32 protein-coding genes are annotated in these 26,213 nt (G+C 68.8%); 18 read left to right on the top strand and 14 right to left on the bottom strand.

Translation table 11 applies throughout. The annotated features are described in order from the left end of the window. Positions 1-215 precede the first annotated feature (215 nt). On the top strand, positions 216-1,244 hold the full coding sequence (locus ACYCO6_RS23265; RefSeq protein WP_459763728.1) for a DUF4167 domain-containing protein: 1,029 nt from the start codon (positions 216-218) through the stop codon (positions 1,242-1,244). Positions 1,245-1,322: 78 nt separating this feature from the next. Here ACYCO6_RS23265 and ACYCO6_RS23260 read toward each other — a convergent pair whose 3' ends face one another. The 4 genes from ACYCO6_RS23260 to ACYCO6_RS23245 all read right to left on the bottom strand — a co-directional run bounded on the left by ACYCO6_RS23260 (position 1,323) and on the right by ACYCO6_RS23245 (position 4,488). Continuing rightward, positions 1,323-2,075: a hypothetical protein gene (locus ACYCO6_RS23260; protein ID WP_459773670.1), complete on the bottom strand. Its 753-nt coding sequence runs from the start codon at positions 2,073-2,075 to the stop codon at positions 1,323-1,325. Between the two features lie 11 nt (positions 2,076-2,086). Beyond that, positions 2,087-2,812, bottom strand: a complete 726-nt coding sequence (locus ACYCO6_RS23255; protein WP_459763726.1) for an RlmE family RNA methyltransferase — start codon at positions 2,810-2,812, stop codon at positions 2,087-2,089. A gap of 9 nt (positions 2,813-2,821) precedes the next feature. Further along, positions 2,822-3,904 (bottom strand): Ppx/GppA phosphatase family protein, encoded by a 1,083-nt coding sequence (locus ACYCO6_RS23250; RefSeq protein WP_459763724.1) that lies wholly within the window; start codon positions 3,902-3,904, stop codon positions 2,822-2,824. Between the two features lie 110 nt (positions 3,905-4,014). Continuing rightward, positions 4,015-4,488 carry a response regulator gene (locus tag ACYCO6_RS23245; RefSeq protein WP_012317168.1) on the bottom strand — a complete coding sequence of 158 codons (474 nt, stop codon included), beginning with the start codon at positions 4,486-4,488 and terminating at the stop codon, positions 4,015-4,017. Between the two features lie 314 nt (positions 4,489-4,802). Here ACYCO6_RS23245 and ACYCO6_RS23240 point away from each other — a divergent pair, with 314 nt between their 5' ends. The 6 genes from ACYCO6_RS23240 (at position 4,803) to adh (ending at position 10,248) form a co-directional block, all read left to right on the top strand. Next, on the top strand, positions 4,803-5,561 hold the full coding sequence (locus ACYCO6_RS23240) for a cold-shock protein (protein WP_459763720.1): 759 nt from the start codon (positions 4,803-4,805) through the stop codon (positions 5,559-5,561). Positions 5,562-5,658: 97 nt separating this feature from the next. Next, positions 5,659-5,928 carry a hypothetical protein gene (locus tag ACYCO6_RS23235; protein ID WP_459763718.1) on the top strand — a complete coding sequence of 90 codons (270 nt, stop codon included), beginning with the start codon at positions 5,659-5,661 and terminating at the stop codon, positions 5,926-5,928. A 275-nt stretch (positions 5,929-6,203) separates the two neighbouring features. Next, the gene (locus tag ACYCO6_RS23230) at positions 6,204-6,515 is read left to right on the top strand and encodes an iron transporter (RefSeq protein WP_459763716.1); all 312 of its coding nucleotides are present in this window, start codon (positions 6,204-6,206) and stop codon (positions 6,513-6,515) included. Next, entirely contained in the window at positions 6,512-8,035 is a 1,524-nt protein-coding gene (locus tag ACYCO6_RS23225) for a PepSY-associated TM helix domain-containing protein (protein ID WP_459763714.1), read from the top strand. Before ACYCO6_RS23230 ends, ACYCO6_RS23225 begins: the two co-directional genes overlap by 4 nt. Continuing rightward, positions 8,032-8,379 (top strand): DUF3325 domain-containing protein, encoded by a 348-nt coding sequence (locus ACYCO6_RS23220; protein ID WP_459763712.1) that lies wholly within the window; start codon positions 8,032-8,034, stop codon positions 8,377-8,379. Before ACYCO6_RS23225 ends, ACYCO6_RS23220 begins: the two co-directional genes overlap by 4 nt. Before the next feature lie 345 nt (positions 8,380-8,724). Beyond that, a complete protein-coding gene (adh, locus tag ACYCO6_RS23215; protein WP_459763710.1) occupies positions 8,725-10,248 on the top strand; it encodes an aldehyde dehydrogenase in 1,524 nt (507 codons plus the stop codon). Between the two features lie 73 nt (positions 10,249-10,321). Here the strand turns inward: adh and ACYCO6_RS23210 are convergent, their stop codons facing one another. After that, positions 10,322-10,756, bottom strand: a complete 435-nt coding sequence (locus tag ACYCO6_RS23210) for a hypothetical protein (RefSeq protein ID WP_459763708.1) — start codon at positions 10,754-10,756, stop codon at positions 10,322-10,324. Positions 10,757-11,100: 344 nt separating this feature from the next. Between ACYCO6_RS23210 and ACYCO6_RS23205 the strand changes: the two genes are divergently transcribed. From ACYCO6_RS23205 to ACYCO6_RS23195, 3 genes are read left to right on the top strand one after another with little or no spacing between them, the layout of a single operon-like run. After that, positions 11,101-11,526, top strand: a complete 426-nt coding sequence (locus tag ACYCO6_RS23205; RefSeq protein WP_459763706.1) for a DUF779 domain-containing protein — start codon at positions 11,101-11,103, stop codon at positions 11,524-11,526. Between the two features lie 18 nt (positions 11,527-11,544). Next, on the top strand, positions 11,545-11,958 hold the full coding sequence (locus ACYCO6_RS23200) for a carboxymuconolactone decarboxylase family protein (protein WP_459763704.1): 414 nt from the start codon (positions 11,545-11,547) through the stop codon (positions 11,956-11,958). After that, the gene (locus tag ACYCO6_RS23195; RefSeq protein ID WP_459763702.1) at positions 11,955-12,395 is read left to right on the top strand and encodes a cupin domain-containing protein; all 441 of its coding nucleotides are present in this window, start codon (positions 11,955-11,957) and stop codon (positions 12,393-12,395) included. Before ACYCO6_RS23200 ends, ACYCO6_RS23195 begins: the two co-directional genes overlap by 4 nt. 4 nt (positions 12,396-12,399) lie before the next feature. On the opposite strand, the gene ACYCO6_RS23190 is transcribed toward ACYCO6_RS23195, so the two are convergent. From ACYCO6_RS23190 to gap, 7 genes are all read right to left on the bottom strand, one after another. Continuing rightward, positions 12,400-13,452: a tetratricopeptide repeat protein gene (locus tag ACYCO6_RS23190; protein WP_459763700.1), complete on the bottom strand. Its 1,053-nt coding sequence runs from the start codon at positions 13,450-13,452 to the stop codon at positions 12,400-12,402. Beyond that, on the bottom strand, positions 13,449-14,093 hold the full coding sequence (locus tag ACYCO6_RS23185; protein WP_459763698.1) for a thiamine phosphate synthase: 645 nt from the start codon (positions 14,091-14,093) through the stop codon (positions 13,449-13,451). Before ACYCO6_RS23185 ends, ACYCO6_RS23190 begins: the two co-directional genes overlap by 4 nt. A gap of 18 nt (positions 14,094-14,111) precedes the next feature. Further along, positions 14,112-15,182, bottom strand: a complete 1,071-nt coding sequence (gene fba / locus ACYCO6_RS23180; RefSeq protein ID WP_459763696.1) for a class II fructose-bisphosphate aldolase — start codon at positions 15,180-15,182, stop codon at positions 14,112-14,114. Between the two features lie 149 nt (positions 15,183-15,331). Beyond that, entirely contained in the window at positions 15,332-15,589 is a 258-nt protein-coding gene (locus ACYCO6_RS23175; protein ID WP_459763694.1) for a hypothetical protein, read from the bottom strand. Between the two features lie 45 nt (positions 15,590-15,634). After that, entirely contained in the window at positions 15,635-16,837 is a 1,203-nt protein-coding gene (locus ACYCO6_RS23170) for a phosphoglycerate kinase (RefSeq protein ID WP_459763692.1), read from the bottom strand. A gap of 25 nt (positions 16,838-16,862) precedes the next feature. Beyond that, the gene (locus ACYCO6_RS23165; RefSeq protein WP_459763690.1) at positions 16,863-17,333 is read right to left on the bottom strand and encodes a hypothetical protein; all 471 of its coding nucleotides are present in this window, start codon (positions 17,331-17,333) and stop codon (positions 16,863-16,865) included. A gap of 86 nt (positions 17,334-17,419) precedes the next feature. Next, a complete protein-coding gene (gene gap / locus ACYCO6_RS23160; RefSeq protein WP_459763688.1) occupies positions 17,420-18,424 on the bottom strand; it encodes a type I glyceraldehyde-3-phosphate dehydrogenase in 1,005 nt (334 codons plus the stop codon). Between the two features lie 448 nt (positions 18,425-18,872). On the opposite strand from gap, the gene ACYCO6_RS23155 reads away from it, so the two are divergent. Both ACYCO6_RS23155 and ACYCO6_RS23150 read left to right on the top strand, forming a co-directional pair. Beyond that, the gene (locus tag ACYCO6_RS23155; protein ID WP_459763686.1) at positions 18,873-19,157 is read left to right on the top strand and encodes a DUF4164 family protein; all 285 of its coding nucleotides are present in this window, start codon (positions 18,873-18,875) and stop codon (positions 19,155-19,157) included. 41 nt (positions 19,158-19,198) lie between these two features. Further along, a complete protein-coding gene (locus ACYCO6_RS23150; protein ID WP_459763684.1) occupies positions 19,199-19,570 on the top strand; it encodes a cell division protein ZapA in 372 nt (123 codons plus the stop codon). An 11-nt stretch (positions 19,571-19,581) separates the two neighbouring features. On the opposite strand, the gene ACYCO6_RS23145 is transcribed toward ACYCO6_RS23150, so the two are convergent. Further along, positions 19,582-20,250 carry a GntR family transcriptional regulator gene (locus ACYCO6_RS23145; RefSeq protein WP_459763682.1) on the bottom strand — a complete coding sequence of 223 codons (669 nt, stop codon included), beginning with the start codon at positions 20,248-20,250 and terminating at the stop codon, positions 19,582-19,584. Between the two features lie 131 nt (positions 20,251-20,381). After that, positions 20,382-20,609, bottom strand: coding sequence for a malonate transporter subunit MadL (locus ACYCO6_RS23140; RefSeq protein WP_459763680.1), 228 nt, complete (start codon positions 20,607-20,609; stop codon positions 20,382-20,384). Between the two features lie 225 nt (positions 20,610-20,834). Between ACYCO6_RS23140 and mdcA the strand changes: the two genes are divergently transcribed. The 6 genes from mdcA (at position 20,835) to ACYCO6_RS23110 (ending at position 26,190) form a co-directional block, all read left to right on the top strand. Continuing rightward, on the top strand, positions 20,835-22,481 hold the full coding sequence (gene mdcA, locus ACYCO6_RS23135) for a malonate decarboxylase subunit alpha (RefSeq protein WP_459763678.1): 1,647 nt from the start codon (positions 20,835-20,837) through the stop codon (positions 22,479-22,481). Positions 22,482-22,671: 190 nt separating this feature from the next. Continuing rightward, a complete protein-coding gene (mdcC, locus tag ACYCO6_RS23130) occupies positions 22,672-22,980 on the top strand; it encodes a malonate decarboxylase acyl carrier protein (RefSeq protein WP_459763676.1) in 309 nt (102 codons plus the stop codon). 2 nt (positions 22,981-22,982) lie between these two features. Further along, positions 22,983-23,912, top strand: a complete 930-nt coding sequence (locus tag ACYCO6_RS23125) for a biotin-independent malonate decarboxylase subunit beta (RefSeq protein ID WP_459763674.1) — start codon at positions 22,983-22,985, stop codon at positions 23,910-23,912. Further along, the gene (mdcE, locus tag ACYCO6_RS23120) at positions 23,899-24,615 is read left to right on the top strand and encodes a biotin-independent malonate decarboxylase subunit gamma (protein WP_459763672.1); all 717 of its coding nucleotides are present in this window, start codon (positions 23,899-23,901) and stop codon (positions 24,613-24,615) included. Before ACYCO6_RS23125 ends, mdcE begins: the two co-directional genes overlap by 14 nt. Beyond that, complete coding sequence (mdcG, locus tag ACYCO6_RS23115; RefSeq protein WP_459763670.1) at positions 24,608-25,267, top strand: malonate decarboxylase holo-[acyl-carrier-protein] synthase; 660 nt, start codon at positions 24,608-24,610, stop codon at positions 25,265-25,267. The genes mdcE and mdcG overlap by 8 nt, the downstream gene beginning before the upstream one ends. Continuing rightward, positions 25,264-26,190: an acyltransferase domain-containing protein gene (locus tag ACYCO6_RS23110; protein ID WP_459763667.1), complete on the top strand. Its 927-nt coding sequence runs from the start codon at positions 25,264-25,266 to the stop codon at positions 26,188-26,190. Before mdcG ends, ACYCO6_RS23110 begins: the two co-directional genes overlap by 4 nt. Positions 26,191-26,213: the final 23 nt, after the last annotated feature.

Here is a 26,213-nt window from a genome sequence, read left to right as displayed (position 1 = left end):
CCTGACAATCGACTGGTTTCCGGCGTCTTGCCCCGGACGCGCGGTGCGAGGGATGGTCAGACAGACGCGCTGGTCGCAGAGCGGCCGCAGGCGCGGCGCCACCGGGTGCGCTTGGCCGGTACGCGTCTCGAGTTCCTTGCCGGGCGCCTCCGAAGACAGTCGTTTGCGTGAACGAGGGTCATTACAGACCGATGAGACCAAACCAAAATCGACGGATGCGCGGTCGCAACCGGCCAAAAGGTCCGAATCCGCTGACGCGCTCGTACGAATCCAACGGCCCCGACGTCAAAATCCGAGGCACCGCGCAGCACATCGCCGACAAATACGCGCAGTTGGCTCGCGACGCGCTCGCGGCAGGCGATCCTGTAGCGGCTGAGAACTACTTCCAGCACGGTGAACACTACTTCCGGATCGTCTCGGGCGCTCAGGAGCAGAACCGTCCGGCGAACACGGGCGGCTATGCCAGCCGGCCCTACGATGACGAGATGGAAGAGGGCGACGATGAGGGGCAGGGCAACGGCCCATCTCCGAACGGTCACGCTTATAGCGGCTACGATGACGGCGATCCGGGCCAGCAGCCGCAGCCCTACGAGAGCCGTCCGGACATGAACCAGGACGGCCGCCAGGGTCGAGACCGGTTCCAGAACCGTGACCAGCGCCGCTTCGACAACAACGGGCGCCAGGATTACCGGCGTCAGGACCAGCCGCGTCAGGATTTCCGCCCGGATTATCAGCGGCAGGACTATCGGCAGGAAAACCGGCAAGATAACCGCCAGGACAACCGGCAGGAGCGCCAGGATTTCGGGCGTCCGGATTACCGGCAGGAGCGCCAGGACAACCGTCAGGACGCGCGCGGCGATCAGAATCGCTATGAAGGCGGGCGCAATGAGAGCGTGCGGCCCGAGGTCCGCCCCGAGAACCGTCAGGAGGTACGCCCGGAAGGTCGGCCCGAGCGGGCTCCGCGCGGAGAGGCTGTCCGGCAGGGCGAACCCACCCCGCGTCGCGAGCGTCGTCGGGAAGCGGCTCCCGCCGCGATTGCCGAGGAGCCGACTGGCCTGCCGGCCTTCCTGATGGCGCCCGCTCGCCCGGTCGCCCCGGCCGAGCCGCCGGCGGCACCGGAGCCCGAGGCAGCGGCCGAGGAGGCCCCCGTGGCAAAGCCCCGCCGTCGCCGTCGCCCGCGCTTCGAAAGCGTGGCGGAGGAAGGGGGAGGCCGCTCGCCCGCCGAGGACGCGCCGACCGAGTAAGCGACTGACGGACAGATCATTGAAGTATGGAAGGGCCGTCCCGGATGATCCGGGGCGGCCTTTTCTTTTTGTGGGCAGTCAGGACCGCGCGGCCCGCCAGTCCGGGTAGGCGTGGACCCGGTGGATCAGCCGGCGTCGCCGGCCGACCTCGCCGAATGGGGCGATCTCCCAATCCCAGGCCGCCGCGGCGGACGGCAGCGCGACGCCGAACATCAGGTCAAGGCTGTCGGTGACACGGCCGGCGCGATCCTCCTCGCGCTGCATCGTGTCGGTGATCAGGCAAACCCGATCCGCACGCCCGGCGAGCCTGTCCAGGGACGCGAGATGCGCCTCGATGAGATGCCTGCCGAGTTCCGGCGGCGCCTCGCGGCCGCGGGCTTCGTAGGCATCCATCGGCACGATGGGGAGCTGCGACAGCAGGTTGGCCGAGACGATCAGGTCGGCATCGGCGCAGAGGTCTTCCCAACCGCCGGTCAGGCCGGTGCTGATCTCCGCCGTCACCAGCGCCACGTTGGGATGGCGCCGGATGGCGAGCCGGGTCGGCCACGGATGCACCGCATCGACGAGACTGACCCGGTCGAACAAGCGCGCGAGGGTCTCGAGGGGCACATCGTCGAGGAGCCCGGACCCGAGCACGACGGCATGACCGCGCCGCCTGGTCGCTTCGGCGGCCGTCGCGACGACGCTCCGCGCCTGCGCCAGATGCGGCGCCCAGGCCGCGCGACAGCGGCGGGATCGGGCATGGAGCAGGCCGCTCTGCCGGACATAGCCGAGCCGGCGCAGGCGCAACGGCGCGGGATTGAACAGCGACAGCACCCAGGCGACCAGCACCGCCGTCGGTCTCAACCCTCGTCGGGCGCCGGTGCCCGAGCCGGTGTCCCGCGATAGCCGGTCGCCAGAACGTAGAGTTCGCTGGAATCGGCGCGGCTGGCCGCCGGCTTCACGTGGCGGACCGTCGCGAAATCGCGCTTCAGATCGGTCAGCAGGGCGCCCTCGGTACCGCCCTGGAGCACCTTGGCGAGATAGGAGCCGCCGGGCCCGAGCACCTCGCGGGCGAACTCCGCGGCGGTCTCGGCGAGCCCGATGATGCGCAGGTGGTCGGTCTTCTTATGACCCGTGGCGTTGGCGGCCATGTCGGACATCACGAGATCGGCCGGCCCGCCCAGCATCGCGGTCAGCTTGGCCGGGGCCTCCGGATCGAGGAAGTCCAGGGTTATGAACTCGACACCGGCCATCGGCTCGATCTCCAGAAGATCGATGCCCACGACCCGCCCCGACGGGCCGACCACCCGCGCGGCGACCTGCGACCAGCCCCCCGGGGCAGCGCCGAGATCGACCACCCGCTGGCCGGGCCTCAGCAGCTTGTAGCGCTCGTCGATCTCCATGAGCTTGTAGGCGGCCCGGGATCGGTAGCCCTCGCGCTTGGCCCGCGCCACATAGGGATCGTTGAGCTGGCGCTCCAGCCAGCGCTTTTGCGACAGGGTCCGTCCGCGGCCGGTCTTCACCCGCTGCTTCAGGTCCCCACGCACGCCGCCGCCGGAACTCGCGCCGCCGCGGCGGTCACTCATTGCGGCCCCTCATCGCACGGCCTTCCTGTTCCAGACGCCGTCCTCGCGCATCATGTTCATCAGCAATCCTTCGCGCAGGCCCCGGTCGGCGATGCGCAGCCGTTCGGACGGGAAGGCCCGGCGGATCGCCTCCAGGATCGCGCAGCCCGCCAGCACGAGATCGGCACGGTCGCGCCCTATGCAAGGGTTGTCGGCGCGCTGCTCCAGGCGGGTGTCGAGAAGGTCGTCGATGGCCCCGGTGACCTCGTCGTCACTCATCCACAATCCGTCGACCCGCCGCCGCTCGTAGCGCGCTAGCCGAAGGTGCATCGCCGCGATGGTCGTCACCGTGCCCGATGTCCCGAGCAGGTGGAAATGCGAGGCCGTCGCCGCGGCCGCAGCGCGGAGCGCGAAGGCGGAGAGCTTCTCGGCCACCTCCTCGACCATGCCCTCGAACATGCGCCGGGTCACCTCAGCCCCGCCGTGGCGCTCGGCCAGTGTGACGACGCCCACAGGCAGCGAATCCCAGGCCCGGATCCGCAGGGTCGGGTCGGTGGAGGGGTTGGCGGCCGCACCGTCGAGCCACGCGATCTCCGTGGAACCGCCGCCGATATCGAAGATCACGACGGACTCGGCGAGCGGGTCGGCGAGCGCGGCGCAACCGGTCACGGCAAGATAGGCCTCGGTCTGCCGATCGACGATCTCGAGGTCGAGACCGACGCCGCGGCGGACGCGGTCGACGAAGGCCGCGCCGTTCACCGCGAGGCGGCAGGCCTCCGTGGCGATCACCTTGGCCCGCTGCACGCCGCGCGCCTGCATCTTGGTCCGGCAGATGCGCAGCGCCTCGACGGTTCGCTCGATCGCTGCCTCGCTCAGGCGGTCGGAGGTGCCGAGGCCCTCGCCGAGGCGGACGATGCGCGAGAACGCGTCGATCACCCGAAAGCCGCTGAACGTGGGCTCCGCGATCAACAGCCGGCAATTGTTGGTGCCGAGGTCGAGCGCCGCATAGGCGGCGCGTCGGCGGTCACGGCCCGGCGGAGGGGCTGGTGTCTGAAGCGGCGCGGCGCCGGTCTGTATTCGGGACGGCGCGGCCGCGGCGGTCTCGTCCCTCATCGGCGCGGCCGTCGATCCTTCGGGTCGGCCAGGAGCGCAGCGCTCGGCCTTTGTTGATCTGTGACCCTACAGGCTCGGTCGGGAACTGCAACGTCCGATCGCACCCGCGATCAGGCGACCGCCTTCATCGCGCTGGCCCGCCGAGGAATCGGGCGCAGGAGGCTCTTGACCTGCGAGTAGGGACGGGGCCGGTTGATCACCTCGTCGAGGCGCGACCACAGAGTCTTCGGCGAGAACGGCTTGGCGATGATCTCGTTGACCCCGAGCGCCACCGCCCGGTCCACGACGTTCCGGCGCGGCTGGGCCAGCATCAGGATGATCGGGATTGTGGGGCAGGGCGAGGTCGTGGGCGTCCGCGCAAGGCGGATGAACTCCTCGCCCGACAGGATCGACAGGTCCCAGTCGATGATGCTGATGTCAGGCTTGGATTCCGCCAGCACGCCGAGGGCTTCGGCGCCGTCGGGCGCTTCTAGCACGCGCTTGATGCCGACCCGCATCAGCATGTCGCGCACGATTCGGCGGATGTAGAGGCTCTCGTCGACGACGAGGGCCGAGAGATCGGGAAAGGTCGGGGTCGCGATCATGGCCGGACGGCGTTGCGGGGCTCGCGTCCGAACCTAGCCGGGCAGCCTTTGCGTTTCGCTAACGTCTTCCCTCGAATGGAAAACGTCGGCGCGCACAGGCCCGCGCGCCTGCGTTGTTTGCCGCAAGAAAGTAACGAAACGGGCGCGTCTGGGCCAAGAAGGTCCTTGCGGTCAAGGCCCGATTGCGTCAGGACTGGGGCGTTATTCTTGGTTACCGCGACCTGGGGTAATGATAGTGCGGGGCGTGGGCTGTCTGGGATGGCGCGCACGCGGTATTCGAGACAAGGGCGGCGGACGGTTTTTGCGAGCTTTCTATGGGACGTGGTCGTGATTTCAGGGGGCCGCAGAAGCGCGGCTTCGACGAGAGTGGCGAGCCGAGATGGCCTGATCAGGCTCCCCTCAGCGGCGGATACGGCGGTGGCGGCGGCTTCGGTGGCGGCGGCGGCGGATTCGGTGGCGGTTACGACCGCGGCCCGTCGCGCGGCGGCGCGGCTCCAGTCGCTTCGGGGCCGGAGCGCGATGCCACGGTTAAGTGGTTCAACAAGGAGAAGGGCTTCGGTTTCGTCGAGCTGGGCGACGGCTCGGGTGATGCCTTCCTCCACATCCGCGCCGTCGAGGCTGCCGGCCACTCGGATCTCCTCCCGGGTACGCGGCTGACTGTGACCACGGCGCAGGGCCAGAAGGGTCCGCAGGTGACGAGCGTCACCAGCGTCGACACCTCGACGGCCGAGGCGCCCGCGCCCCGGCGCGAGTTCCGTCCTCGCACTGGCGGTTACGGCGGTGCCGGTGGCGGCTATGGCGGTGCCGGCGGCGGCTACGGTGGTGGTGGTGGCGGCGGCGGCCGTTTTGCCAGCGGTCCGTCGGTCGAGATGAGCGGCACCGTGAAGTGGTACGATCCCGCCAAGGGCTTCGGCTTCGTGTCGGTCAACGATGGCGGCAAGGACGTGTTCGTCCATCGCTCCGCCCTGTCCCGGGCCGGCCTCGATTCCCTCGCCGAGGGTCAGCAGGTCACCCTGGGCGTGGTCGAGGGTCAGAAGGGCCGCGAGGCCCAGAGCATCAACATCGAGGACTGACGGAGCTGCGGCGGCCCTTTCCCGCCGCAATCCACGAGAAGGATACAGGGCGGCGGCTCCTTTCGGAGTTCGCCGCCTTCCTTGTTTCGGGTCCGCCATGCGCCGAGTGCTGCTGTCGACGCTCCTGCTCCTGCTCATGGCCGCCCCCGGGCGGGCGGGGGATTTCACGGGCTTCTACGCGGGCCTCAACGCTGGCTATGCCTGGGGTCGGGAGCCGGACCGGACGGTGAGAGCGCCCGCGGCAGGACCCGGCTCCGTCGTCCGCAACCCGGACGCCGATCGTGACCTGCCGCCGAGCGCGCGGGACGCCGCCGCGGCGATCCAGCGTTCCGCTCGCAGGAGTCCGGGCGCACCGCAGACGCGCTGAGCCGCCCTGTCGCGATGCCTTGATCGCGGCTCGTCGGGCCGGGCGCACCGGCAGCTCCGTCCCGGCACGCACCTCGTCGCACCACAGTCGCGAGCACCCGCGCGGAATGCCGTGTCCGGAACGCCCGAGCCTTCGCGTGTCGAATCGGCGACGGTGTTCAATTCGTTCTAAGCACCTGACGGCACACTGGAATCGTTCCGGAACATAGCCGTTGCACCCCGTAGGCGGCCGCTGTTAGGTCGCGCCATGAGTTCACGGAAACGAGAGATGGCGCCATGAGCGCCGGTGCGAGGCTAAGTCCGGCCGACCGGCTTTCGGTGGCTGCTCGCGTGCTCCTGGCAGCTGGGGGCGGTTACGTTATCGCGGCACTCTCAGCTGCACTACTCTCCCTAATCCTGCCCTTTTCCCGGGCGGAAGCCGTCTCAACGGCGACGCTCGTGAGTTTCGCGATCCTGGCCGGCGCGGTGATCTGGGTGTTCACCGCCCGAACCCTGGCCCGCGCGGCTCTCTCCTTGAGTCTCCTGGCCGCGCTCCTCACTGGTGCTCTGTGGTTGGCCGGCGCCTTCGCGGCGGGGACAACCTCATGAAGGAGGCGCGAAGCTTCCGGCAGTCGATGGCGTGGCTGCACACTTGGTCCGGACTCGTAGTCGGCTGGGTGCTGTTCGCGATCTTCGTGACCGGCACCGCGAGCTACTACCGCACCGAGGTCTCGCGCTGGATGCAGCCTGAACTCGCCGAGGGCGCGCCCGATCCGGTTCAGGCCGCGACGCTCGCGGGCACGTATCTGCACAACGTCATGCCAGATGCATCGGGCTGGTCCATCAAGCTGCCGACGGCGGCCAGCCCGGCCGTCGAGGTCTATTGGTGGCAGAACCCGGCGGGGCCGTACCACAGGGCGCTGCTCGACCCGTCAACCGGAGAGCCCTCGCGGGCGCGGGACACGCGCGGCGGCGATTTCCTCTATCGATTCCACTTCGAGTTGAGCCTTCCGCCGGTCTGGGGACGCTGGATCGTCTCGGCCTGTGCCACCATCCTGCTGATCGCACTGATCTCCGGCATCGTCACGCACCGTCGCATCTTCGCCGACTTCTTCACCTTCAGGCGCGACCGGTCGGCCCATCGGGGCTGGCTCGATGCCCACAACGTCGCGGGCGTGCTTGCGCTGCCGTTCCATCTGATGATCGTCTATACGGGCCTCGTCGCGCTCGCGCCGATGATCATGCCCTGGGGTGTGACGACGGCTTATCGCGGTGAGGAGCTGCGCTACTATGCCGAGGCGGGGCTCATGGCACCGTCGCGCCTACCCGCAGGCCGTCCTGGCCGGCTTCTGCCGCTTGGCGCATTCGTGTCGCGGGCGGTGGCGACAGCCAGCGAGGCGCCCGAACTCCTCATGGTCAACATGCCGGGCGACGCCGCCGCCACCGTGACCGCGTACTTCGAGGAGCCGCCCGGCCTCGCGCATCTCCATCCGCAGATCGCCTACGATGGCGACACGGGCGCGGAATTTTCGCGCACCGGCGTGGCGGGCGCGGCCACCCGGACCGGCGCCGTCATGGTCGGACTGCACGAGGCCCAATTCGCCGCCCTTCCTTTGCGTCTCCTGTTCTTCCTCTGCGGAATCCTCGGCGCGGCGACGGTGGCCACCGGCCTCGTGCTTTGGACGGTGGCGCGGGCGCCGAAGGGCGCAAGTGTGGAGGGTGCCGCCCTGCGCCTCGTGCGCGTACTCAACCTCGGGACGATAGCCGGCCTTCCGGTCGGATTGGCCGCCTACTTTCTCGCCAACCGCGTCCTGCCGATCGATCTGGAAGCCCGGGCCGTTTGGGAGGTCCGCGCGTTCTTCACGGCCTGGGCGTTCGCCGCCCTGGCATCCGCCCTTTATCCGCGCCTCTGGGCTTGGCCGGCCGCGCTCGGGGTGGCTGCCGCCAGTTTCCTGGCGATTCCACTCGTCGACGCCGTCACGGTCGGTGAGGCGCGTTTCCTCAGCTTCGACGCGGCCATGGCTGTCCTCGGGCTGTCTTTCCTTCTCGGCGCACGGCTCGCAGCCCGCGGGGGGGCGGTCGGGCCGCGCCGCGCCGAGGCAACCCTGCGCAGGACGGCCGAAGCATGACGGCCGCGGCGCTGACGCTGAGCCTGCTGCTCGGTTTCTCGGGCTTCGCCGCCCTGGCGCTCAGCCTCGACCGGCACCATCGCGCGGTGTTCCGCACCCCGGTCCCCCGGCGGCGGATCCGGAGCCTACGCGCGGCCGGCTGGTCGGGACTCGCCTTGTCCTTCGCGGCAGCCATTGCCTCGGCCGGGTGGAATTTCGGCCCGGTCCAATGGATCGGATCGCTCACGGGGTCGGCGCTCGCTGTCGTGTCGTTGCTCGCCTACCGACCCACGTGGCTGCGGGCTGCAGCCCTGGCGGCGCTCCCGCTCGCCGCCATCTCCCTTCCGCTGGTACTGCTGCGCTGATCCGGCTCACCGCCGGCCGCACGAAGAAGAAGACCGATGCGGCGGTCCGCATGCCGATAGAATGTCTAGTCTTGATCGGTCGAGCGTAGCTAAAACCACGAGGAATATCGGCTTGGTGCGGCGTCGATCGCGAGGAGAATTGTCCCCTCGCAGCGGCGGCTGGAAGAGCGTAGGATCACCGAACTCGCGCACTGGCCAAAAGTCCATCTTGATTCGACGGGCGAAAAGCCATTGGCTGTGACCATGGCGGACGCGGATGCGGCCCGACGAGGCGGCCGCCCGAGTGCCAGTTAAAGCCCAAGAGCCGCGGTTCGCGAGGCCGGGGCCTATGGAGGGAACAGAGCGATGAACAAGCCGGAATTCCTCGGCGACGCCAAGGTCAAGTCGCCCTTCTCGGCTCGCTACGAGAATTTCATCGGTGGCCAGTGGGTCGCCCCTGCGGCCGGCCGCTATTTCGAGAACACCTCTCCGATCACCGGCAAGGTCGTCTGCGAGGTCGCCCGCTCCGACGCGCAGGACGTCGAGAAGGCCCTCGACGCGGCCCATGCCGCCCGGGAGGCCTGGGGCCGAACCGCGCCGGCCGAGCGCGCCCGGATCCTCAACAAGATGGCCGACCGGATGGAGGAGAACCTCGATCTGCTGGCCCTCGCCGAGACCTGGGACAACGGCAAGCCGATCCGCGAGACGACCAACGCCGACATCCCGCTGGCCATCGATCATTTCCGCTACTTCGCCGGCTGCGTGCGGGCGCAGGAGGGTTCGATCTCCGAGATCGACCACGACACGGTGGCCTACCACTTCCACGAACCGCTCGGCGTCGTCGGTCAGATCATCCCGTGGAACTTTCCCATCTTGATGGCGGTGTGGAAACTCGCCCCGGCGCTGGCCGCAGGCAACTGCGTGGTGTTGAAGCCCGCCGAGCAGACCCCGGCCTCCGTGCTGGTGCTGGCGGAGGTCATCGGCGACCTGTTGCCGCCGGGCGTGCTCAACATCGTCAACGGCTTCGGCCTGGAGGCCGGCAAGCCGCTCGCGTCGAGCCCCCGGATCGCCAAGATCGCCTTCACGGGTGAGACGACCACCGGCCGTCTCATCATGCAGTACGCCTCGCAGAACCTCATCCCGGTGACGCTGGAGCTCGGCGGCAAGTCGCCGAACATCTTCTTCGCCGACGTGGCGGCGGAGGACGACGACTTCTTCGACAAGGCGCTCGAAGGCTTCACCATGTTCGCCCTCAACCAGGGCGAGGTCTGCACCTGCCCGAGCCGCGCGCTCGTTCATGAGTCGATCTACGACCGCTTCATGGAGCGGGCGATCAAGCGCGTCGAGGCGATTCAGCAGGGTTCGCCTCTCGACCCGGCCACGATGATCGGTGCCCAGGCCTCGGGCGAGCAGATGGAGAAGATCCTCAGCTACATCGACATCGGCAAGCAGGAGGGCGCGCAGCTGCTCACCGGCGGCGAGCGCAACGTCAAGGACGGTGATCTGGCCGAGGGTTTCTACGTGAAGCCGACCGTGTTCCGCGGCCACAACAAGATGCGCATCTTCCAGGAGGAGATCTTCGGCCCGGTCCTGTCGGTCACCACCTTCAAGGACGACGCCGAGGCGCTCTCGATCGCGAACGACACGCTCTACGGCCTCGGCGCCGGTGTCTGGACCCGCGACGGGACCCGCGCCTACCGCTTCGGCCGGGCGATCCAGGCGGGCCGCGTCTGGACGAACTGCTACCATGCCTACCCGGCCCATGCGGCCTTCGGCGGCTACAAGCAGTCCGGTATCGGCCGCGAGACTCACAAGATGATGCTCGATCACTACCAGCAAACCAAGAACATGCTGGTCAGCTACTCGGCCAAGAAGCTCGGATTCTTCTGAGCTTCTTCCCGGGTCAACCCCCCGAGACAACTTCGCCCCGGCCTCGCGGCCGGGGCGTTTTCGAGGGCTGTGTTCAGCGCCTCAGACTGGACGCGGCCAGGGCAACCAATTTCATGTCGTGCAGGCGGATCGTGCGATCGGCCACCAGCTGGTGGACCCCCTGGTCGAGATTCGCATCGGCCTTCTCGAGTTCCCAGAGGCGGTCTCGCACCGCCTCATCGGCACAGCAGCCGCAGAACGACGCCCGATCCGCGATCACGGGGTCGAGCGGCGCAATCCACGCGATGTGGATCAGGCAGGTGCGCAGCTCGACGTTCCGGGCCGGTGCATCGACATCCTCGCGCGTTGGGGCAGGGGAGGCCGTTAGGGCGGCGAGCAGAAGCGCGATCCAGCGGCTCAGTTGAGACCGTACCCGTGGCCCTCGAAGGGTATGTTGGCGATGGAGCCGGGCGGCATCGGACCGGCATCGGCGCTCATGCTCGGGATACCGTCGGGCGGCCCGTCCCATCCGACGATGCCTATCGGGTTGTCGGGGGTGACATTCGGGTTTCCAGCCACGTTTCAAGCGCGCTGGACGAAAAGCGGCTGGTTACGGGGCTCGACGCGAAGCGTCAGCGGATCGGCGACTGCCGGTCGGGCCACGGAGGCGTCCAGGGCGAAGGCGAGGCAGGTTGCAGCCCTGCGAACGGTCCTGGCAGTCATGAGCCCCGAGGCCCCCGCACAGCGTCCGGAATGGGCGCATTTCGGCGAGCCAACGCGGCAGACCACGAGCCGGCTTCAGCTTGGCCGCACGATGCGAGTGGAAATCCGGCCCCGTGAACGCATATCAACCGCTCAACTGGGGAGGGCAGCATGAGCACGCACGCGACGGTTGAAGCCACCACCGCGGAGCAAGTCGGCGCCGATGGTACGCCGCTTCGGGTCACCGCCACGCCGAAGGCGCTGGAACTCATCGAGGAGCTTCGGGCCGAGTACGGTCCCGTGATGTTCCACCAGTCAGGCGGCTGCTGCGACGGCTCCTCGCCGATGTGCTACCCGGTCGGAGACTTCCTCGTGAGCGACAACGACGTCCATCTCGGCAGCGTCGGGGGCGCGAATTTCTACATCAGCCGTTCGCAGTTCGAGGTCTGGAAGCACACTCACCTGATCCTCGACGTGGTTCCCGGGCGGGGCGGCATGTTCTCGCTGGAAAACGGCCGCGAGAAGCGCTTCCATATCCGCTCGCGCCTGTTCTCGGATGCCGAGAATCGGGCGCTCGAAGGCGCCTGCAAGCTTTGAGATCGAGGGGTGACCGCGATGGCCACGGTGAGGCTCTGGAGCGACGCCGAGGCCGAGACCGATCCGCGGGTGAGCGCGGTCTTCGCCGACATCAAGGCTACGCGCGGCTCCGATTTCATCAACAACTTCTGGCGCGGTCTCGCCAATGATCCGGCCCTGCTCGAGCGTACGTGGTTCGGTCTCAAGGTCGTCATGGGGCCGGGCAGTCTCGATCCGTTGACCAAGGAACTGGTCTACATGGCGGTCTCGATCGCCAACGGCTGCACCTACTGCATCCACTCGCACACCGCCGCAGCCCGCATGAAAGGCTTGACGCCGGAGCAGTATGGGGAATTCCTGGCGGTGGTGGGCACGGCGAACCAGACGAACGCGCTGGTCAACGGCATGCAGCTGCCCGTCGATCCCGCCTTTTCGGTGGAGGAAGGTCCATGAGTTCAGGATCCGACACGCAGAAGCCAGGCCTCATGGTGGTGCACGAGAGTGCGCCATTCCGCGGCAAACAGGGACACCTCTACCGCCCGGCGATCTCGGCCGAGGCCGTGGCGTCCAAGGCACTGCACATGCAGCTGCTGGAGATCCCGCCCGGCGAGCGCGCCCACGCCCACAAGCACGAATCGCACGAGACGGCGATCTATGTCCTGTCGGGGGTGTCAGGCTGCTTCTGGGGTGAGCGCCTCGAACACCACGCGATCGCGGGTGCCGGCGAGTTCGTCTACATCGCCGCCGACGTGCCGCACCTGCCCTACAACCGCAGCCAGACCGAGCCGGTGACCGCAGTGATCGCCCGGACCGATCCGAACGAGCAGGAGAGCGTCGTCCTGCTGCCGGAACTCGAGGCCGGCGTCGACTGGTCGAAGGCCGACGTGTAGTCGGTCAGCGCTGCTCGATCCGCTCGTTGGCGAGGCGCTCCGCGCGGCTGCGCTCGTCGCCCGAGAGGCCGGAGAGCGTCTGGTCGAGCCAAGCGTCCGACAGGCCCTGGCCGGCCGCGGCGAGGTTCCAGGCCGCAGCCTCGACCATGTTCTTCGGAACGCCGCGGCCGACCGCGTAGAGGCGCGCGACGCGGTTCTGCGCAATCGCGTTGCCCCGCGAGGCGGCGTGCAGGAAGTAGCGGGCAGCCGCGCGCTCGTCCTTGGTGATCCCGGTGCCGTTGAAAAGCAGGATCGCGTACTCGACCTCGCTGGCGAGATCCCCGTTATCGGCCCCGCGGCGGAACCACTCGGCCGCCTTGCCGGGATCCTTCGGAACGCCGCGTCCCTGAAGATAGAGCACGCCGAGATCGTGCTGAGCCGGGCCAATCTCGGCATCGGCAGCCTTGCGGAATTGCGCGGCCGCGGCTGCTTCGTCGGCGGTCGCGCCTGTTCCGATCAGGATAAGGCCCAGATTGTAGGCGGCGGTGGGCGAACCATGCGCAGTGGCCTGTTCCAGCCAGCGGCGGCCGGCCTTGGGATCCTTCGGCATGCCGCGACCGTCGAGAGCCATCAGTCCCAGCGACGACATGGCAGCGGCATCGTTCTGGGCCGCGGCGAGGCGATACCACTCGGCGGCCTTGACCGGGTCCTGCTTCACGCCCAGGCCCTGATTGTACAGCTCCCCGAGCAGCGTCATGGCGGCGGCATCCTTGGGATTCGCCTCGATGCGCTTGGTCGCCTCCCGAAAGGCGGTGACGTACTGGCCGCGCTGGTAGGCCCCGTACGCGAAGTCAGGCGGCTGGCCATTGGCCGGCGGTACTGCGCCCCGCGTGTAGTTCGGCGTGTAGGGGCTCGGCAGCTCCGGCATCGGCTTCTTGCCGGGCTGAACAGAGGAGGAGCCAGCCGGCTGCGTGGCAGACTTGGACGGATCGGCCGGTCCGGAGGCCGCCCAGACCGATACCGTGAGACTCGCGATCGCGACGAGCGTCACGACCGGGCGGGAAACGCGGTGCCTCACGCAGCCGCCTCCTGGAGAACACGCTGCACGCGCTCGACGCCGGCGGGGTCCTGCAGCCAGAGACGGCTCTCCAGTCCCACGAACTCTGCGCCCGTCCCGGCCAGCGGCGCGATCTCCTCCGCAGCAGCCGCAACGGCGATGCAGGGAGTCTCGAAGATCTCGGCCCACCAGGAGGCGCGCGCCAGCACGGTCTCCGGGTCGGGCGCGACACCGTCCGGATAGAGGCCGCCGAACATCACGTAATCGATCCCGGCCTCACCCGCCTCCATGGCCGCGTGCTTGGTTTCCAGGCCACCGGCCCCGAGAATGCGGCCGTCGCGGAGCCGGCCGCGCAGATCCGGCAGATCGCGCGGCTTGTCGACATGCACGCCGTCCGCGCCGCCGCGGATCGCCACCGCGGCGAGGTCGCCGGCAAAGCCCGGGCACGCCACGACCAGGGCCGCCCCATGCTCCTGCGCCACCGGCGCGATCTGCTTCACGCGGGCGATCAGACCGCGCTCGTCGGTAGCGGCGAGACGCACGATCACGGCGGCGACATCGCCGGCTTCACAGGCGGCCTCCAACGCCGCCGTGAAACCGTCGGTGCCGCTCGCGTCGAGGCCGTGAGGCCCCAGCAGGGCAAGACGCGCGCTATTGCTCATTGAACCGCTTGGGAGGTTTCAGTGGGCGCCGATCTTCGGGTCGAGCGAGCCGCTGGCGTAGCGCTTGGCCATCTCGGCGACGGAGATCGGGCGGATCAACGAGCCCTTGCCGGCGGTGTTGAACTCCTCGAAGCGCTGCTTGCAGAGCTTGGTCATCGCCTCCATGGCGGGCTTCAGGTACTTGCGCGGGTCGAACTCGGAGGGGTTCTCGGTGAGCACCTTCCGGATTTGACCAGTCATCGCCATGCGGTTGTCGGTGTCGATGTTGATCTTGCGCACGCCGTGCTTGATGCCGCGCTGGATCTCCTCGACCGGGACGCCCCAGGTCGGCTTCATCTGACCGCCGTACTGATTGATGATGTCCTGCAGGTCCTGCGGCACCGACGAGGAGCCGTGCATGACGAGGTGGGTCGTCGGCAGGCGGCGGTGGATCTCCTCGATCACGTTCATCGCCAGCACCTCGCCGTCGGGCTTGCGGGTGAACTTGTAGGCGCCGTGGCTCGTGCCCATTGCAACCGCCAGCGCGTCCACCTTGGTGGCCTCGACGAACTTCACCGCCTCGTCCGGGTCGGTCAGGAGCTGGTCGTGGCTGAGAGTGCCCTCGGCGCCGTGGCCGTCCTCGGCCTCGCCCTGGCCGCTCTCGAGCGAGCCGAGCACGCCCAGCTCGCCCTCGACCGAGACGCCGGCCCAGTGGGCCATCTTGGTGACGTTGCGGGTGATCTCGACGTTGTAGTTGTAGTCGGCCGGGGTCTTGCCGTCGGCCTTCAGCGAGCCGTCCATCATTACCGAGGTGAAGCCGTACTGGATGGCGGTGGCGCAGGTGGCTTCGTTGTTGCCGTGGTCGAGGTGCATGCACACGGGGATGTGCGGGTAAATCTCGACAAGGCCGTCGATCAGCTTGGCCAGTACGACGTCGTTGGCGTAGGCGCGGGCGCCGCGGCTCGCCTGGAGGATCACCGGCGAGTCGGTGGCGTCCGCCGCCGCCATGATCGCCAGCCCCTGCTCCATGTTGTTCAGGTTGAAGGCGGGCACGCCGTACTCGTACTCAGCGGCGTGGTCGAGGAGCTGCCGGAGGGTAATGCGTGCCATCGTGACTATCTTCCCGTTTGCCGTAAGGTGGTCCGATCGCCGACGGCGACAGGGCGTGCCCGGCAGATCCGGACCCTGTCGCTCCGCCGGGCGCTCTGATCTGCAACGCTTTCTTCCGCCGAAGCGCTCATCACTTCGACGGATGAAGTTCAGCCCGCCATGCTCTCCCAAGCGGCCACTCGCGCATGGAAAGCGCCCGTCGTCGCGCTCATCATTATTAGCATGCCGGCGGCGCTCCGCCGGTTCTTGCGCATACCTGCCTCGAGGCCTTCCAGGCGCGTTTCGAGCCTGTCGGAGCGCGCGAGCACCTGGGCGCGGCTCGCGCCGATGCCCTTCAGCCTCTCGGAGGTCGCGTTCTCCACGTTGTCACTCATCGACTCGGCCTGCCGGCTGATGAAGGCTGGCATTATAGATGGGGTCGCGGCGACGGGGGAGGAGAGCAAGGAGCCGTCTCAACCCTTTGCCCGCAACGCCTCGACACCCGGCAGGGCCTTGCCCTCCAACCATTCGAGGAAGGCGCCGCCCGCGGTTGAGACGTAGGTGAAGTCCTGCGCCACGCCGGCATGGTTGAGCGCGGCCACAGTATCGCCGCCGCCCGCCACCGAGACGAGCTGGCCGGCCTTCGTCCGCGCGGCCGCGTGCTTGGCGGCGGTCACGGTCGCGCCGTCGAACGGGGCGAGCTCGAAGGCGCCCAGCGGGCCGTTCCACACCAGGGTCTTGGCCCCGTCGATGGCGGCGTTGATCTCGGCGACCGAGCGCGGACCGGCATCGAGGATCATGCTCGTGTCCGGCACGGCATCCACCGACACGGTCTCGTGGGGCGCCTGCGCCTTGAACTCGGTCGCGGCGACCGCGTCGACCGGCAGGATGATCCGGCAGCCGGCCTTCTCGGCCGCCGCCAGGATGCGCGTGGCGGTCTCGGCGAGATCCTTCTCGCAGAGGGATTTGCCCACCGCCTTGCCCTGCGCGTGCAGGAAGGTGTTGGCCATTCCGCCGCCGATCACCAGCATGTCGACCTTGGCGACGAGGTTCTCGAGGAGATCGATCTTGGACGAGACCTTGGCGCCGCCGACCAGCGCGATCACTGGGCGCTGGGGCGATTCCAAGCCCTTGGTCAGCGCGTCGAGCTCGGCCTGCATCTCGCGGCCGGCATAGGCCGGCAGCCGGTGCGCGAGACCCTCGGTGGAGGCGTGGGCGCGGTGGGCCGCCGAGAAGGCCTCGTTGACGTAGACGTCGCCGTTCGCCGCCAGTGCGTCCGCGAAGGCCGCGTCGTTCTTCTCCTCGCCGGGATGATAGCGGGTGTTCTCGAGGAGGAGGACGTCGCCGTCCTTCAGGGCTGCTACCGCCTGCGCGGCCGCGTCGCCGATGCAGTCCGCCGCGAAGGCGACGTTGTGTCCAAGCGCCGCGCCGAGCGCCGGGACCACGGGCTCAAGGGAATCTTTCGGCTCGCGCTTCCCCTTCGGTCGGCCGAAGTGGGCCAGAAGGATCACCTTGGCACCCTGGTCGGCGACCTCGCGGATCGTCGGGACGACGCGCTCGATGCGGGTCGCGTCTGTTACGCGGCCATTCTCCATCGGCACATTCAGGTCGACGCGCATCAGAACCCGCTTGCCCTTCAGGGGGCCGGCGTCGTCGAGGGTGCGGAAGGCGCTCATGCGGTCCTGTATCGGTGAAGAGGGATTACTGGGCGGTGGTGCCGATGGCGGCGGCCCGCTGCGGCAGAAGCCGGTCAAGGTTCAGCCGCTGCACGGCCACCATCAGCACGACGGTCAGAATCGCCGTAATGACGGCGGTCAGGACCAGCGCGCCGGTGCCCGGCAGACGCCGCGTACGCTCGGCCAGCCCGCGCATCTCCGTGCGCAGGGCTGCGAGATCGGACTGGCGCGCGGCTTCGTTCATCCGGTTGGAAGCGTTCTCGACCTTGTCCTCGACGCGCGAGAGCAGAGCCTCGGAGCGGGCGTACTTGTCCTCGATGCGAGAACACTTGTCCTCGATCCGCGCGAGTTGGTCGAAAAGCTGATTGGCCGGGAGCGTGTGAGGCTGCGCCGATGCGGCGGGGGCGGCGGCCGCCACGGGCGGCGGCGAGGCCGGCCGGGGTGCAGGTGGCACGGCGTTCGGCCCGCTTGACGTGCCCTGCGAAGCGTCGGTCATCCCTGGAGAGTCCCTGGTTCGAAGTGAGGCCGTCCAATCGAGTTCGCGCCCGCCGCCCGTCGGAACGTGGCGGCGGGCAGTGTCACTCAGATGAGCTTGGCCATCGCCACGGCGGTATCGGCCATGCGGTTCGAGAAGCCCCACTCGTTGTCGTACCAGGACAGGATGCGCACGAAGGTCCCGTCCATGACCTTGGTCTGGTCGAGGTGGAAGGTCGACGAATGCGGATCGTGGTTGAAGTCGATCGAGACATTCGGCCGGTCGGTGACGCCGAGCACGCCCTTCAGCGGGCCCGCTGCGGCAGCCTTGATCGCGTCGTTGATTTCCTGGACCGAGGTGGCGCGCTTGGCCGTGAAGACGAGGTCCACCGCCGAGACATTCGGGGTCGGCACGCGGATCGCGGTGCCGTCGAGCTTGCCTTTCAGCTCCGGCAGGACGAGGCCGACCGCCTTCGCGGCGCCCGTCGAGGTCGGGATCATCGAGAGCGCTGCGGCGCGGGCCCGGTAGAGATCCTTGTGCATCTGGTCGAGCGAGGGCTGGTCGTTCGTGTAGGAGTGGATCGTGGTCATGAAGCCGCGCTCGATGCCCACGGCCTCGTCCAGCACCTTGGCGACCGGCGCGAGGCAGTTTGTCGTGCAGGAGGCGTTCGACACGACGAGGTGCTCGCCCGACAGCTTATCGTGGTTGACGCCGTAGACCACGGTCAGGTCAGCGCCGTCGGCCGGAGCCGAGACGAGGACGCGCTTGGCGCCGGCGTCGAGGTGGGCCTTGGCCTTATCCTTCGAGGTGAAGATGCCGGTGCATTCCAGCGCGATGTCGACACCGAGGTCGCGATGGGGCAGCTCGGCCGGGTTGCGCACGGCGGTGACCTTGATGCGCTTGCCGTTGACCACGAGGAACTCGCCGTCAACCGCGACCTCACCGGGGAAGCGGCCATGCACGGAGTCGAAGCGGAGCAGATGCGCGTTGGTCTCCACCGGACCGAGGTCGTTGATCGCCACGACCTCGATGTCGCTGCGGCCGGCTTCCGCGATCGCGCGCAGGACGTTGCGGCCGATGCGTCCGAACCCGTTGATGGCAACCTTCGTCACGGCGTGACTCCTTCCTGATGCGGTTCACCGCGCGCCGGACCCCTGGGCGCGGTCCTCGGAGCGGTCTCGGCGGCCCGCCCCCATGCCGTCCGGGCCGGGCGGATCTGGGCGGGCGGGTTTGAACCTGCGATGAACCGGGCCGGGAGAGACCGGGCTTCCCCGCCCGTGACCGTCGGATCGAACGGCGCCGGCTGAGGCCTCGGGACTGTCACGGACCGGCCATCCGGCATGTCTCTCGCGGTCCCTCTCGGGAGCGCGCGGCTGTCTAGCATGGCGCCTCAAGCTGTCAAACGCGCGGCCGTGACAAACACCGGCGATCCACCGACCAATAAACAGGGTTTTGCGCGCGGCATTGCCCGATGGAACCGATGCCAGCCACCGAGTTCATTTGGGACTGGAATTCCTGTTGCATTCGACGGAAAGCTTCCCTCCGATGCGGATGGAAACCATGGCCGACGAGACCGACCCCAGTCCGATCGACGAAGCCCTGACCCGGCTGGACGCGGCGCTGAACCGGCTGGACGCCGTCGTCGCCCGTCGTCTCGAATCTGCGGCGCAGCCTGACGGCCGCGATGCCGAACTCGCCTTGATGGACGAGGACCGCGCCCGCCTCGCCGCGGCTCTGGACGCCGCCAGTGCCCGCCTCGCGGAGGTCGAGGCAACGACCGGCGAGGTCGGGCACCGTCTCGACCGGGCTATCGAGACGGTTCAGGATGTGCTCGGACGTCCCTGAGCCGGAGCCCCCGCCATCCGAAGCGCCCATCGGAGCCGTTCTTGCCCCAGATCAGCGTGACCATCGACGGCCGCAGCTACCGCATGGCGTGTGGGGAGGGCGAGGAGGCTCACCTCACCGGCCTCGCTGAGACGCTGGACGGGCGCATCGCGGAGATGCGCAAGAGCTTCGGCGAGATCGGCGACATGCGCTTGCAGGTCATGGCCGCCCTCACCATCGCAGACGAGCTGGCGGAGGTACGCGGGCGGCTGGCCAGCCTGGAGGCAGACGTCGCGCAGTTGCGGACTGCCGCCGAGGCTGCCGAGAGGAGCCGGGCCGAGGATGCCGCACGGGCGGCGGTGGGGATCAGTCACGCCGCCGAGCGGATCGGCAGGCTCGCGGACGCACTCGCGGGGGCGGCGCCGCGCGGCTGAGGGCGCGAGTTCTAGCCGGTCTCGGCGATGTAGCGTCCAAGCGCTGCCGCCGCCCGGAGCATGTGCGCGCGCATCCGCTTGGCGGCGGTCTCGCCGTCGCCCTCCGCGATCGCCGCCAGAATCTCACCGTGTTCCTCGCGGGACCGGCGGATCCGGTCGGCGTGCCGCAGCTGGGTCCGGCGGAACGCGGCGAGACGCTCGCGGATCGCCAGGGCCTGCTCGGCCATGAAGCCGTTATGGGTCGCCGTGTAGAGTGCCTCGTGGAAGATCCGGTTGAAGCGGTCGTAAGCGTCGACGTCCCCCGCTTCGACGGCCGCTGCGGATTCCTCATGGAGCTCGATCAGGCGCCCCCGTTCAAGGGGCGTCATCCGGTAAGTGGCGAGCCGGGCGCACATCGCCTCAATCTCGGCGGTCGTCTCGAACATGTCGGCGATCCGCTGCGGCGTCAGTCGCGCCACAACGACGCCCCGGCGCGGCCGGATCTCGACGAGCCCCGAAGCCGCGAGCTGGCGCAGGGCCTCCCGGACGGGCGTGCGCGAGGCGCCGTAGCGCTGAGCCAGGTTCTGCTCGTCGAGGGCCGTGCCGGCCGCGATCGAACCGGATGCGATGGCGTCGGTGAGTGCGTCGCGGATTCGATCCGAGAGCAGCCCGCTGTCGATCTTCTGGAAATCGCCGTGCATCCGCCGTTCCTACACCATCCTCTGAGCCGCGGCTGCCGGTCTTCGGATTGGACGGTGCAGGAGAACGCTTTCATCCACCATTCCCGATCCGATCGTCCGGAGTATCGGCCGTCGCGGCACGGCTGGGCGACTCAGCCGACGAGGGCGCGCACCGTCAGGTACAGGATCGACGGGCCGACCAGGCAGCCGATGCCGGTGTGGAAGGTCGCGGTGAGCGCGCCGTACGAAACGAGCTTCGGATCGGTGGCCGCGAGGCCGCCGACATTGACCTTCACACCCGACACAATCCCGAGGGTGCTGCCGAGATACACGTCGATCAGCGTGGAGGTGGCGAGAAGGGCGACACCCAGGACGATCATAGGCGTTGTCCTTTCTGCGAGGCCGGCATTCCGGCGCGCACCGGCGGCCATGTCGGCGCACTCGACATGGAGCGTCTCCCTCCCGGATGGGCTAATCGTTGCTGTCTTAAGTATGCATCGCGTTGACATTTCACCGATCCCGTATACGAAGCCGTGATCAGCGCAGGTTCTAAAATACCGAGCGGCGTATTAGGTCGCATCCGGCATACCGATGGGAGCGCGCGGATGACCGAGTGGCGCAGCGAGAAGCAGGCCCGCGACGCCCGTATCGAGGCGGGCCGCGCGTACGCGGACGGCAAGGTCGTGCCGGCCGGCGCCGTGGTCGACCTGCTGGAAGCGATTCTGCGTCCTGGCGACCGGGTCTGTCTGGAGGGCGACAACCAGAAACAGGCGGATTGCCTTGCCCGGGCACTCACCGCCTGCGATCCCGGCAAGGTGCACGACCTTCACATGGTCCAGTCGGGAATCGTGCTGCCGGAGCACCTCGACGTGTTCGAGACCGGCGTCGCCAAGCGGCTCGACTACTCGTATTCCGGTCCGCAGGGCGCGCGCATCGCCAAGATGCTCTACGGCGGCCAGATCGAGCTTGGGGCGGTGCATACCTACCTGGAGCTGTTCGCCCGCTACTTCATTGACCTGACACCCAACGTGGCACTGATTGCGGGCGTCTCGGCCGACCGGGACGGCAATCTGTATACCGGGCCGAACACCGAGGACACGCCCACCGTCGTAGAGGCGACGGCGTTCAAGAACGGCGTCGTGGTCGCACAGGTGAACGAGATCGTCGACAAGGTCCCCAGGGTCGACATCCCTGGCGATCGGGTCGACTTCGTGGTCGAGGCCGACACGCCGTTCTACGTCGAGCCGCTCTTCACCCGTGACCCGGCGGCGATGACCGAGACGCAGATCCTGATCGCCATGATGGCGATCAAGGGGATCTACGCCGAGTACGGCATCCGCCGGCTCAACCACGGGATCGGATTCGGGACGGCGGCCATCGAGCTGCTGCTGCCGACCTACGGCGAGAAGCTCGGCCTCAAGGGCAAGATCGCCACCCATTGGGCGCTCAACCCGCACCCGACCCTGATCCCGGCGATCGAATCCGGCTGGGTGAAGCAGATCCACTGCTTCGGCTCGGAGGTCGGCATGGACCGCTACATCCGCGAGCGGCCCGACATCTTCTTCACAGGTGCGGACGGGAGCCTGCGGTCGAACCGGGCCTTCTGTCAGACAGCCGGCCTCTACGCCTGCGATATGTTCATCGGCGCGACGCTCCAGATCGACCTAATGGGCCATTCCTCGACGATCACGCAGTCGCGGGTCGCGGGGTTCGGCGGTGCGCCCAACATGGGCTCGGACCCCCACGGTCGCCGCCACCCGTCCGATGCCTGGATGAAGGCGGGGCGGGAAGGGCAGATCGTCGGCGATCCGGCGCTGATGCGCGGGCGCAAGCTCGTGGTGCAACTGGTCGAGACCTTCGGCGAGAAGCTGGTCCCAACCTTCGTGGAGAAGCTCGACGCCCTAGAGCTTGCGAAGAAGATCGGCCTCGAACTGGCGCCGGTGATGATCTACGCCGACGACGTGACCCACATCGTCACCGAGGAAGGCATCGCCAACCTCCTGCTCTGCCGGGACGCCAACGAGCGCGAGCAGGCGATCCGTGGGGTGGCCGGCTATACTGAGGTCGGCCGGGGTCGGGACCGGGGGAAAGTCGAGGCCTTGCGCGCCCGGGGCGTCATCCGCCGACCGGAGGATCTCGGCATCGAGCCGCTGGACGCCGACCGGGCGCTGCTCGCCGCGAAGTCGATCAAGGATCTCGTGCACTGGTCCGGCGGGCTCTACGAGCCGCCGGCCCGGTTCCGGAACTGGTAGGAAAGGCGAGACGCCCGGCCGCCCCATCCGCCGCCTCATCCTGAGGTGCCGGGCGGCAGCCCGGCCTCGAAGGACCCTTCCCGGAATCGCGCTGATTTCTGGAGGGCTCCTTCAAGGCCTCCGCTCTGCTTCGGCACCTCAGGATGAGGTGTCTTGTTTGGATGAAGGGTCCTCTTTCTAGGAACCGGCCATGGAATCCCTGACCTTCCGCCACACCACGAAGAAGCCGCTGCCCGGCTCGGTGCCGAACGCGATCACCGGCGTGGTCGCCTCGGGCAATCTGGAGGTGCTGCTGGAGCGGGTCCTGCCGCCGGATTCCTGCGAGGTGGCCATCGAGACCCCGATCGCCGGATACGGCGACGTCTGGGAGGCGGTGGTGGCAGATTTCGTCGCACGGGCCCAGCCTGGCGGCCTTCGCATCAGCATCAACGACGGTGGCGCACGCCCCGACACCGTGTCGCTGCGCCTGCTCCAGGGCGCCCGGCTGATGGAGGCCTGACCATGGCTGGGGACCGCCCTGCGAGCGTCGATCCGGATGCGCTGAGCTGGTACGAGGCAACGGCCCGCCAGCGCGCCGTGGCGCTGACGGATCCGGGAAGCTTCCGGGAATTCCTCGGCCCGACCGAGCGGTGCATGAGCCCCCACCTGCCGCTCTTCGATCTGCCCCGCGCCTTCGATGACGGCATCGTGGTCGGCCGCGCGACCCTCGACGGCAGCCCTGTCCTGATCGCCGCCCAGGAGGGCCGCTTCATGGGTGGCGCCTTCGGCGAGGTGCACGGGGGCAAGCTGGTCGGCCTGCTCCGGGCTGCCTTGGAGCTGAAGCCGAAGGCGGTGCTGATCCTGTTCGACACTGGCGGCGTCCGTCTGCAGGAGGCCAATGCTGGCGAGACGGCCATCGCCGAGACCATGCGGGCCATCGTGGACGTTCGCGCGGCCGGGATTCCGGTGATCGGGCTGATCGGCGGCCGGGCCGGCTGCTACGGCGGTGGCGGCCTCATCGCCGCCACGTGCTCGCGGCTCGCGGTATCGGAGGGCGGTCGCATCTCGGTGTCCGGCCCCGAGGTCATCGAGACCAACAAGGGCGCAGAGGAATTCGATTCCCGGGACCGGGCGCTCGTCTGGCGCACGATGGGCGGCAAGCACCGCCGGCTCACCGGTGGCGCCGATGCGTTCTGCGCCGACACCGTCGCGGCGTTCCGGAGGGCCGCCCTCGACCTGATCGGCCGGGCACCGGCCTTCGACCTCGACGCCCTCGAGGCCGAGCAGGCGCGGCTCGAAGCCCGGATCGCGCGGTTCGGCGATTGCCGCGATGCCACCGATGTCTGGGCGCGCCTCGGCGTGAACGATCCCGAGTCGGTTCCGGCGATGGACATCGACGCCTTCGACGACACCGTGGCCCGGGTCAGGGAGGCCGACCATGACGCTCGCTGAGATTCTCGCTTCCTTGTTTCCGAAGGGGCATGCCGTCTCGGTCCGCGACGGACTGGTGACCGGGAGCGGCCCCTTCGCGGGCGGCCAGATCCGCGTCGTGGGTGTTGACGGCGATACGCCGCTCGGAGTCGACGGGGCGCTGACGCTGTCGCGTGCCGTGCTCGACGCGGTCCGGGCGGGCGACCGGGCACCGATCCTGGTGGCGGTCGATTCGGACAGCCAGCGCATGAGCCGTCGGGACGAGCTTCTGGGCTTGAACGAATGCTTGGCGCATCTCGCCAAGACACTGCTCCTCGCGGACCGTTCTGGGCATCCGACGATCGGGCTGATCTACGGCCATTCGGCCGCCGGTGCCTTCATCGCCACGGCGCTTGCCACGCGGGTCCTGGCGGCGCTGCCCGGCGCCAATCCGAGCGTAATGGACCTCCCCTCGGTCGCCCGTGTCACCAAGCTGCCCCTGGAGAAGCTCCAGGACATGGCGAAATCGACACCCGTCTTCGCGCCGGGCATCGACAACATGGTAGCGACCGGCGCGGTCCATGTGGTCCTCGATCCGGACAAGCCGCTGGACAGCCAGATCCGCGACCTCATCGCGGATCTGCAGCCCGGTGACGTGCGGGACCGTCTCGGCGAGGAGCGCGGCGGCCGTCCTGTGGCGCGGGCCGTGGCCGAGGCGGTGGCCGGTCAGGCCCGCCTTGCCTGAACGCTACACGCGCCACGATCTCGTCCGCGCCGATCCTGCGGCCTGGGCAACGTGGCTCAAGACCCGGGCCGATCTCGACGGCGTTCCCCACGTCGCCGGATGGGCCGAGGCGGGACGGCCGCTCATCGTCCGCCGCCGTGTGCCGGGCGAGTCCGCCTCGGATGTGTCGCTCGGTCTGCCCTTGCCGCCCGCCGACGGGAAGCGGCGGATCGGATTGGCCCTGCCGGCAGCGGCGCTCTCGCCCGTGACCGAGGTGACCCTCGCTGCGGTCGCCAAGCTGGCGCCGGTACTATGGGGTTCGACCCTCGATGCGCTGGTAGCGCTCGGGCGTTCCCACGGCAGCGCACCGCGGCCGTTCGGCGGGTTGCTGTGGCAGGCCGTGACCGGCCTGACTTACCTGAGCACGAGCTCCGATCTCGACCTGCTCTGGCCTTGCGGTGAGACAGTGCCTTCCGGCCTGCTTGATGGCATCGCCGCCATCGCGGAGGCGGCGCCGATGGGCATCGACGGAGAGATCCTGCTGTCGGACGGCGCCGGCCTGCACTGGCGCGAATTGCGCGATGCGCCGGATGGCGGGTCAGTGCTGGTCAAGAGCCTGGATGGCCTCGTCCTGCGCCCCGTCGATCCTCTCCGAGCTAGGGTCATCGGATGACGCTCGCGATCCTCCTGTCCGGTCAGGGCGGTCAGCACCCGGCCATGTTCGACCTTACGGCCGAACATCCGGAGGCTCAGGAGGTCTTCGCGGCCGCGAGGCCGCTCCTCGGCGGCGCAGACCCGCGCGATCTCGCCCGAAGCGGCGGCGAAGCGCTGCACGCCAATCGTTCCGGTCAGATCCTCTGCTGTGTTGCCGCGCTCGCCGGCTGGCGCGCGCTCGGGCCGGCACGGTCGGCGCGAGCCATTGTGGCCGGCTACAGCATCGGGGACCTCGCGGCCTGGGGCGTCGCCGGCCGCTTCGATACAGAGACCGTGCTGAGGCTCGCCGCCCGACGCGCCGAGGCGATGGATGCCGCCTCCGGTGCAGGTTTCGGTCTGGCCGGGATCCGCGGCCTGAGGCTCGAAAGTCTCGGTCCCCTCGCGGAGCGGCACGGGTGTCACCTCGCCATCCGCAACGCCGCAGATAGCGGCGTGGTCGGCGGGCGGCGCGACGCCCTCGACGCACTATGCCGCGAGGCGAGTGCGTCCGGGGCGCAGCGAGCGGTCGTCCTGCCGGTCCACACGCCGTCCCACACGCCGCTACTGGCGGCCTCCACACAGGCATTCCGTGCGACGCTCGGCACGACGACCCCATGCCGTCCCCCGCCCGGAGCGCCGCGCCTCGTCAGCGGCCTCGACGGCGCAGCCGTCTTCCGCGTGGAGGAAGGGCTCGAAAAGCTCGCACGCCAGATCTCGCACACCATCGACTGGGCGGCATGTCTGGAGGCCTGCCGTGAGTATGGGGCCGATCGCGTCCTGGAACTGGGGCCTGGCCACGCCCTGGCCACCATGGCCCGCAACGCGCTCCCAGAGGCGCGGGTCCATGCGCTGGAAGAATTCCGATCCCTCGCGGGAGTCACCGATTGGCTGACCAGGCGGTAGGCGCAAGGGATCGAACTTGCGAA

This window comes from Methylobacterium sp. CM6257 (assembly GCF_054611515.1).
Note: the sequence above shows the minus strand (reverse complement) of the source record. Positions and strands in the feature narration are given on the sequence as shown.

Coding starts and splice junctions, on each gene's coding strand:
- ACYCO6_RS23265 (WP_459763728.1), top strand. CDS start 216: ATGCGCGGTCGCAACCGGCCAAAAGGTCCGAATCCGCTGACGCGCTCG.
- ACYCO6_RS23255 (WP_459763726.1), bottom strand. CDS start 2,812: ATGAGTGACCGCCGCGGCGGCGCGAGTTCCGGCGGCGGCGTGCGTGGG.
- ACYCO6_RS23250 (WP_459763724.1), bottom strand. CDS start 3,904: ATGAGGGACGAGACCGCCGCGGCCGCGCCGTCCCGAATACAGACCGGC.
- ACYCO6_RS23245 (WP_012317168.1), bottom strand. CDS start 4,488: ATGATCGCGACCCCGACCTTTCCCGATCTCTCGGCCCTCGTCGTCGAC.
- ACYCO6_RS23240 (WP_459763720.1), top strand. CDS start 4,803: ATGGGACGTGGTCGTGATTTCAGGGGGCCGCAGAAGCGCGGCTTCGAC.
- ACYCO6_RS23235 (WP_459763718.1), top strand. CDS start 5,659: ATGCGCCGAGTGCTGCTGTCGACGCTCCTGCTCCTGCTCATGGCCGCC.
- ACYCO6_RS23230 (WP_459763716.1), top strand. CDS start 6,204: ATGAGCGCCGGTGCGAGGCTAAGTCCGGCCGACCGGCTTTCGGTGGCT.
- ACYCO6_RS23225 (WP_459763714.1), top strand. CDS start 6,512: ATGAAGGAGGCGCGAAGCTTCCGGCAGTCGATGGCGTGGCTGCACACT.
- ACYCO6_RS23220 (WP_459763712.1), top strand. CDS start 8,032: ATGACGGCCGCGGCGCTGACGCTGAGCCTGCTGCTCGGTTTCTCGGGC.
- adh (WP_459763710.1), top strand. CDS start 8,725: ATGAACAAGCCGGAATTCCTCGGCGACGCCAAGGTCAAGTCGCCCTTC.
- ACYCO6_RS23210 (WP_459763708.1), bottom strand. CDS start 10,756: ATGGGACGGGCCGCCCGACGGTATCCCGAGCATGAGCGCCGATGCCGG.
- ACYCO6_RS23205 (WP_459763706.1), top strand. CDS start 11,101: ATGAGCACGCACGCGACGGTTGAAGCCACCACCGCGGAGCAAGTCGGC.
- ACYCO6_RS23200 (WP_459763704.1), top strand. CDS start 11,545: ATGGCCACGGTGAGGCTCTGGAGCGACGCCGAGGCCGAGACCGATCCG.
- ACYCO6_RS23195 (WP_459763702.1), top strand. CDS start 11,955: ATGAGTTCAGGATCCGACACGCAGAAGCCAGGCCTCATGGTGGTGCAC.
- ACYCO6_RS23185 (WP_459763698.1), bottom strand. CDS start 14,093: ATGAGCAATAGCGCGCGTCTTGCCCTGCTGGGGCCTCACGGCCTCGAC.
- fba (WP_459763696.1), bottom strand. CDS start 15,182: ATGGCACGCATTACCCTCCGGCAGCTCCTCGACCACGCCGCTGAGTAC.
- ACYCO6_RS23175 (WP_459763694.1), bottom strand. CDS start 15,589: ATGCCAGCCTTCATCAGCCGGCAGGCCGAGTCGATGAGTGACAACGTG.
- ACYCO6_RS23170 (WP_459763692.1), bottom strand. CDS start 16,837: ATGAGCGCCTTCCGCACCCTCGACGACGCCGGCCCCCTGAAGGGCAAG.
- ACYCO6_RS23165 (WP_459763690.1), bottom strand. CDS start 17,333: ATGACCGACGCTTCGCAGGGCACGTCAAGCGGGCCGAACGCCGTGCCA.
- ACYCO6_RS23155 (WP_459763686.1), top strand. CDS start 18,873: ATGGCCGACGAGACCGACCCCAGTCCGATCGACGAAGCCCTGACCCGG.
- ACYCO6_RS23145 (WP_459763682.1), bottom strand. CDS start 20,250: ATGCACGGCGATTTCCAGAAGATCGACAGCGGGCTGCTCTCGGATCGA.
- ACYCO6_RS23140 (WP_459763680.1), bottom strand. CDS start 20,609: ATGATCGTCCTGGGTGTCGCCCTTCTCGCCACCTCCACGCTGATCGAC.
- mdcA (WP_459763678.1), top strand. CDS start 20,835: ATGACCGAGTGGCGCAGCGAGAAGCAGGCCCGCGACGCCCGTATCGAG.
- mdcC (WP_459763676.1), top strand. CDS start 22,672: ATGGAATCCCTGACCTTCCGCCACACCACGAAGAAGCCGCTGCCCGGC.
- ACYCO6_RS23125 (WP_459763674.1), top strand. CDS start 22,983: ATGGCTGGGGACCGCCCTGCGAGCGTCGATCCGGATGCGCTGAGCTGG.
- mdcE (WP_459763672.1), top strand. CDS start 23,899: ATGACGCTCGCTGAGATTCTCGCTTCCTTGTTTCCGAAGGGGCATGCC.
- ACYCO6_RS23110 (WP_459763667.1), top strand. CDS start 25,264: ATGACGCTCGCGATCCTCCTGTCCGGTCAGGGCGGTCAGCACCCGGCC.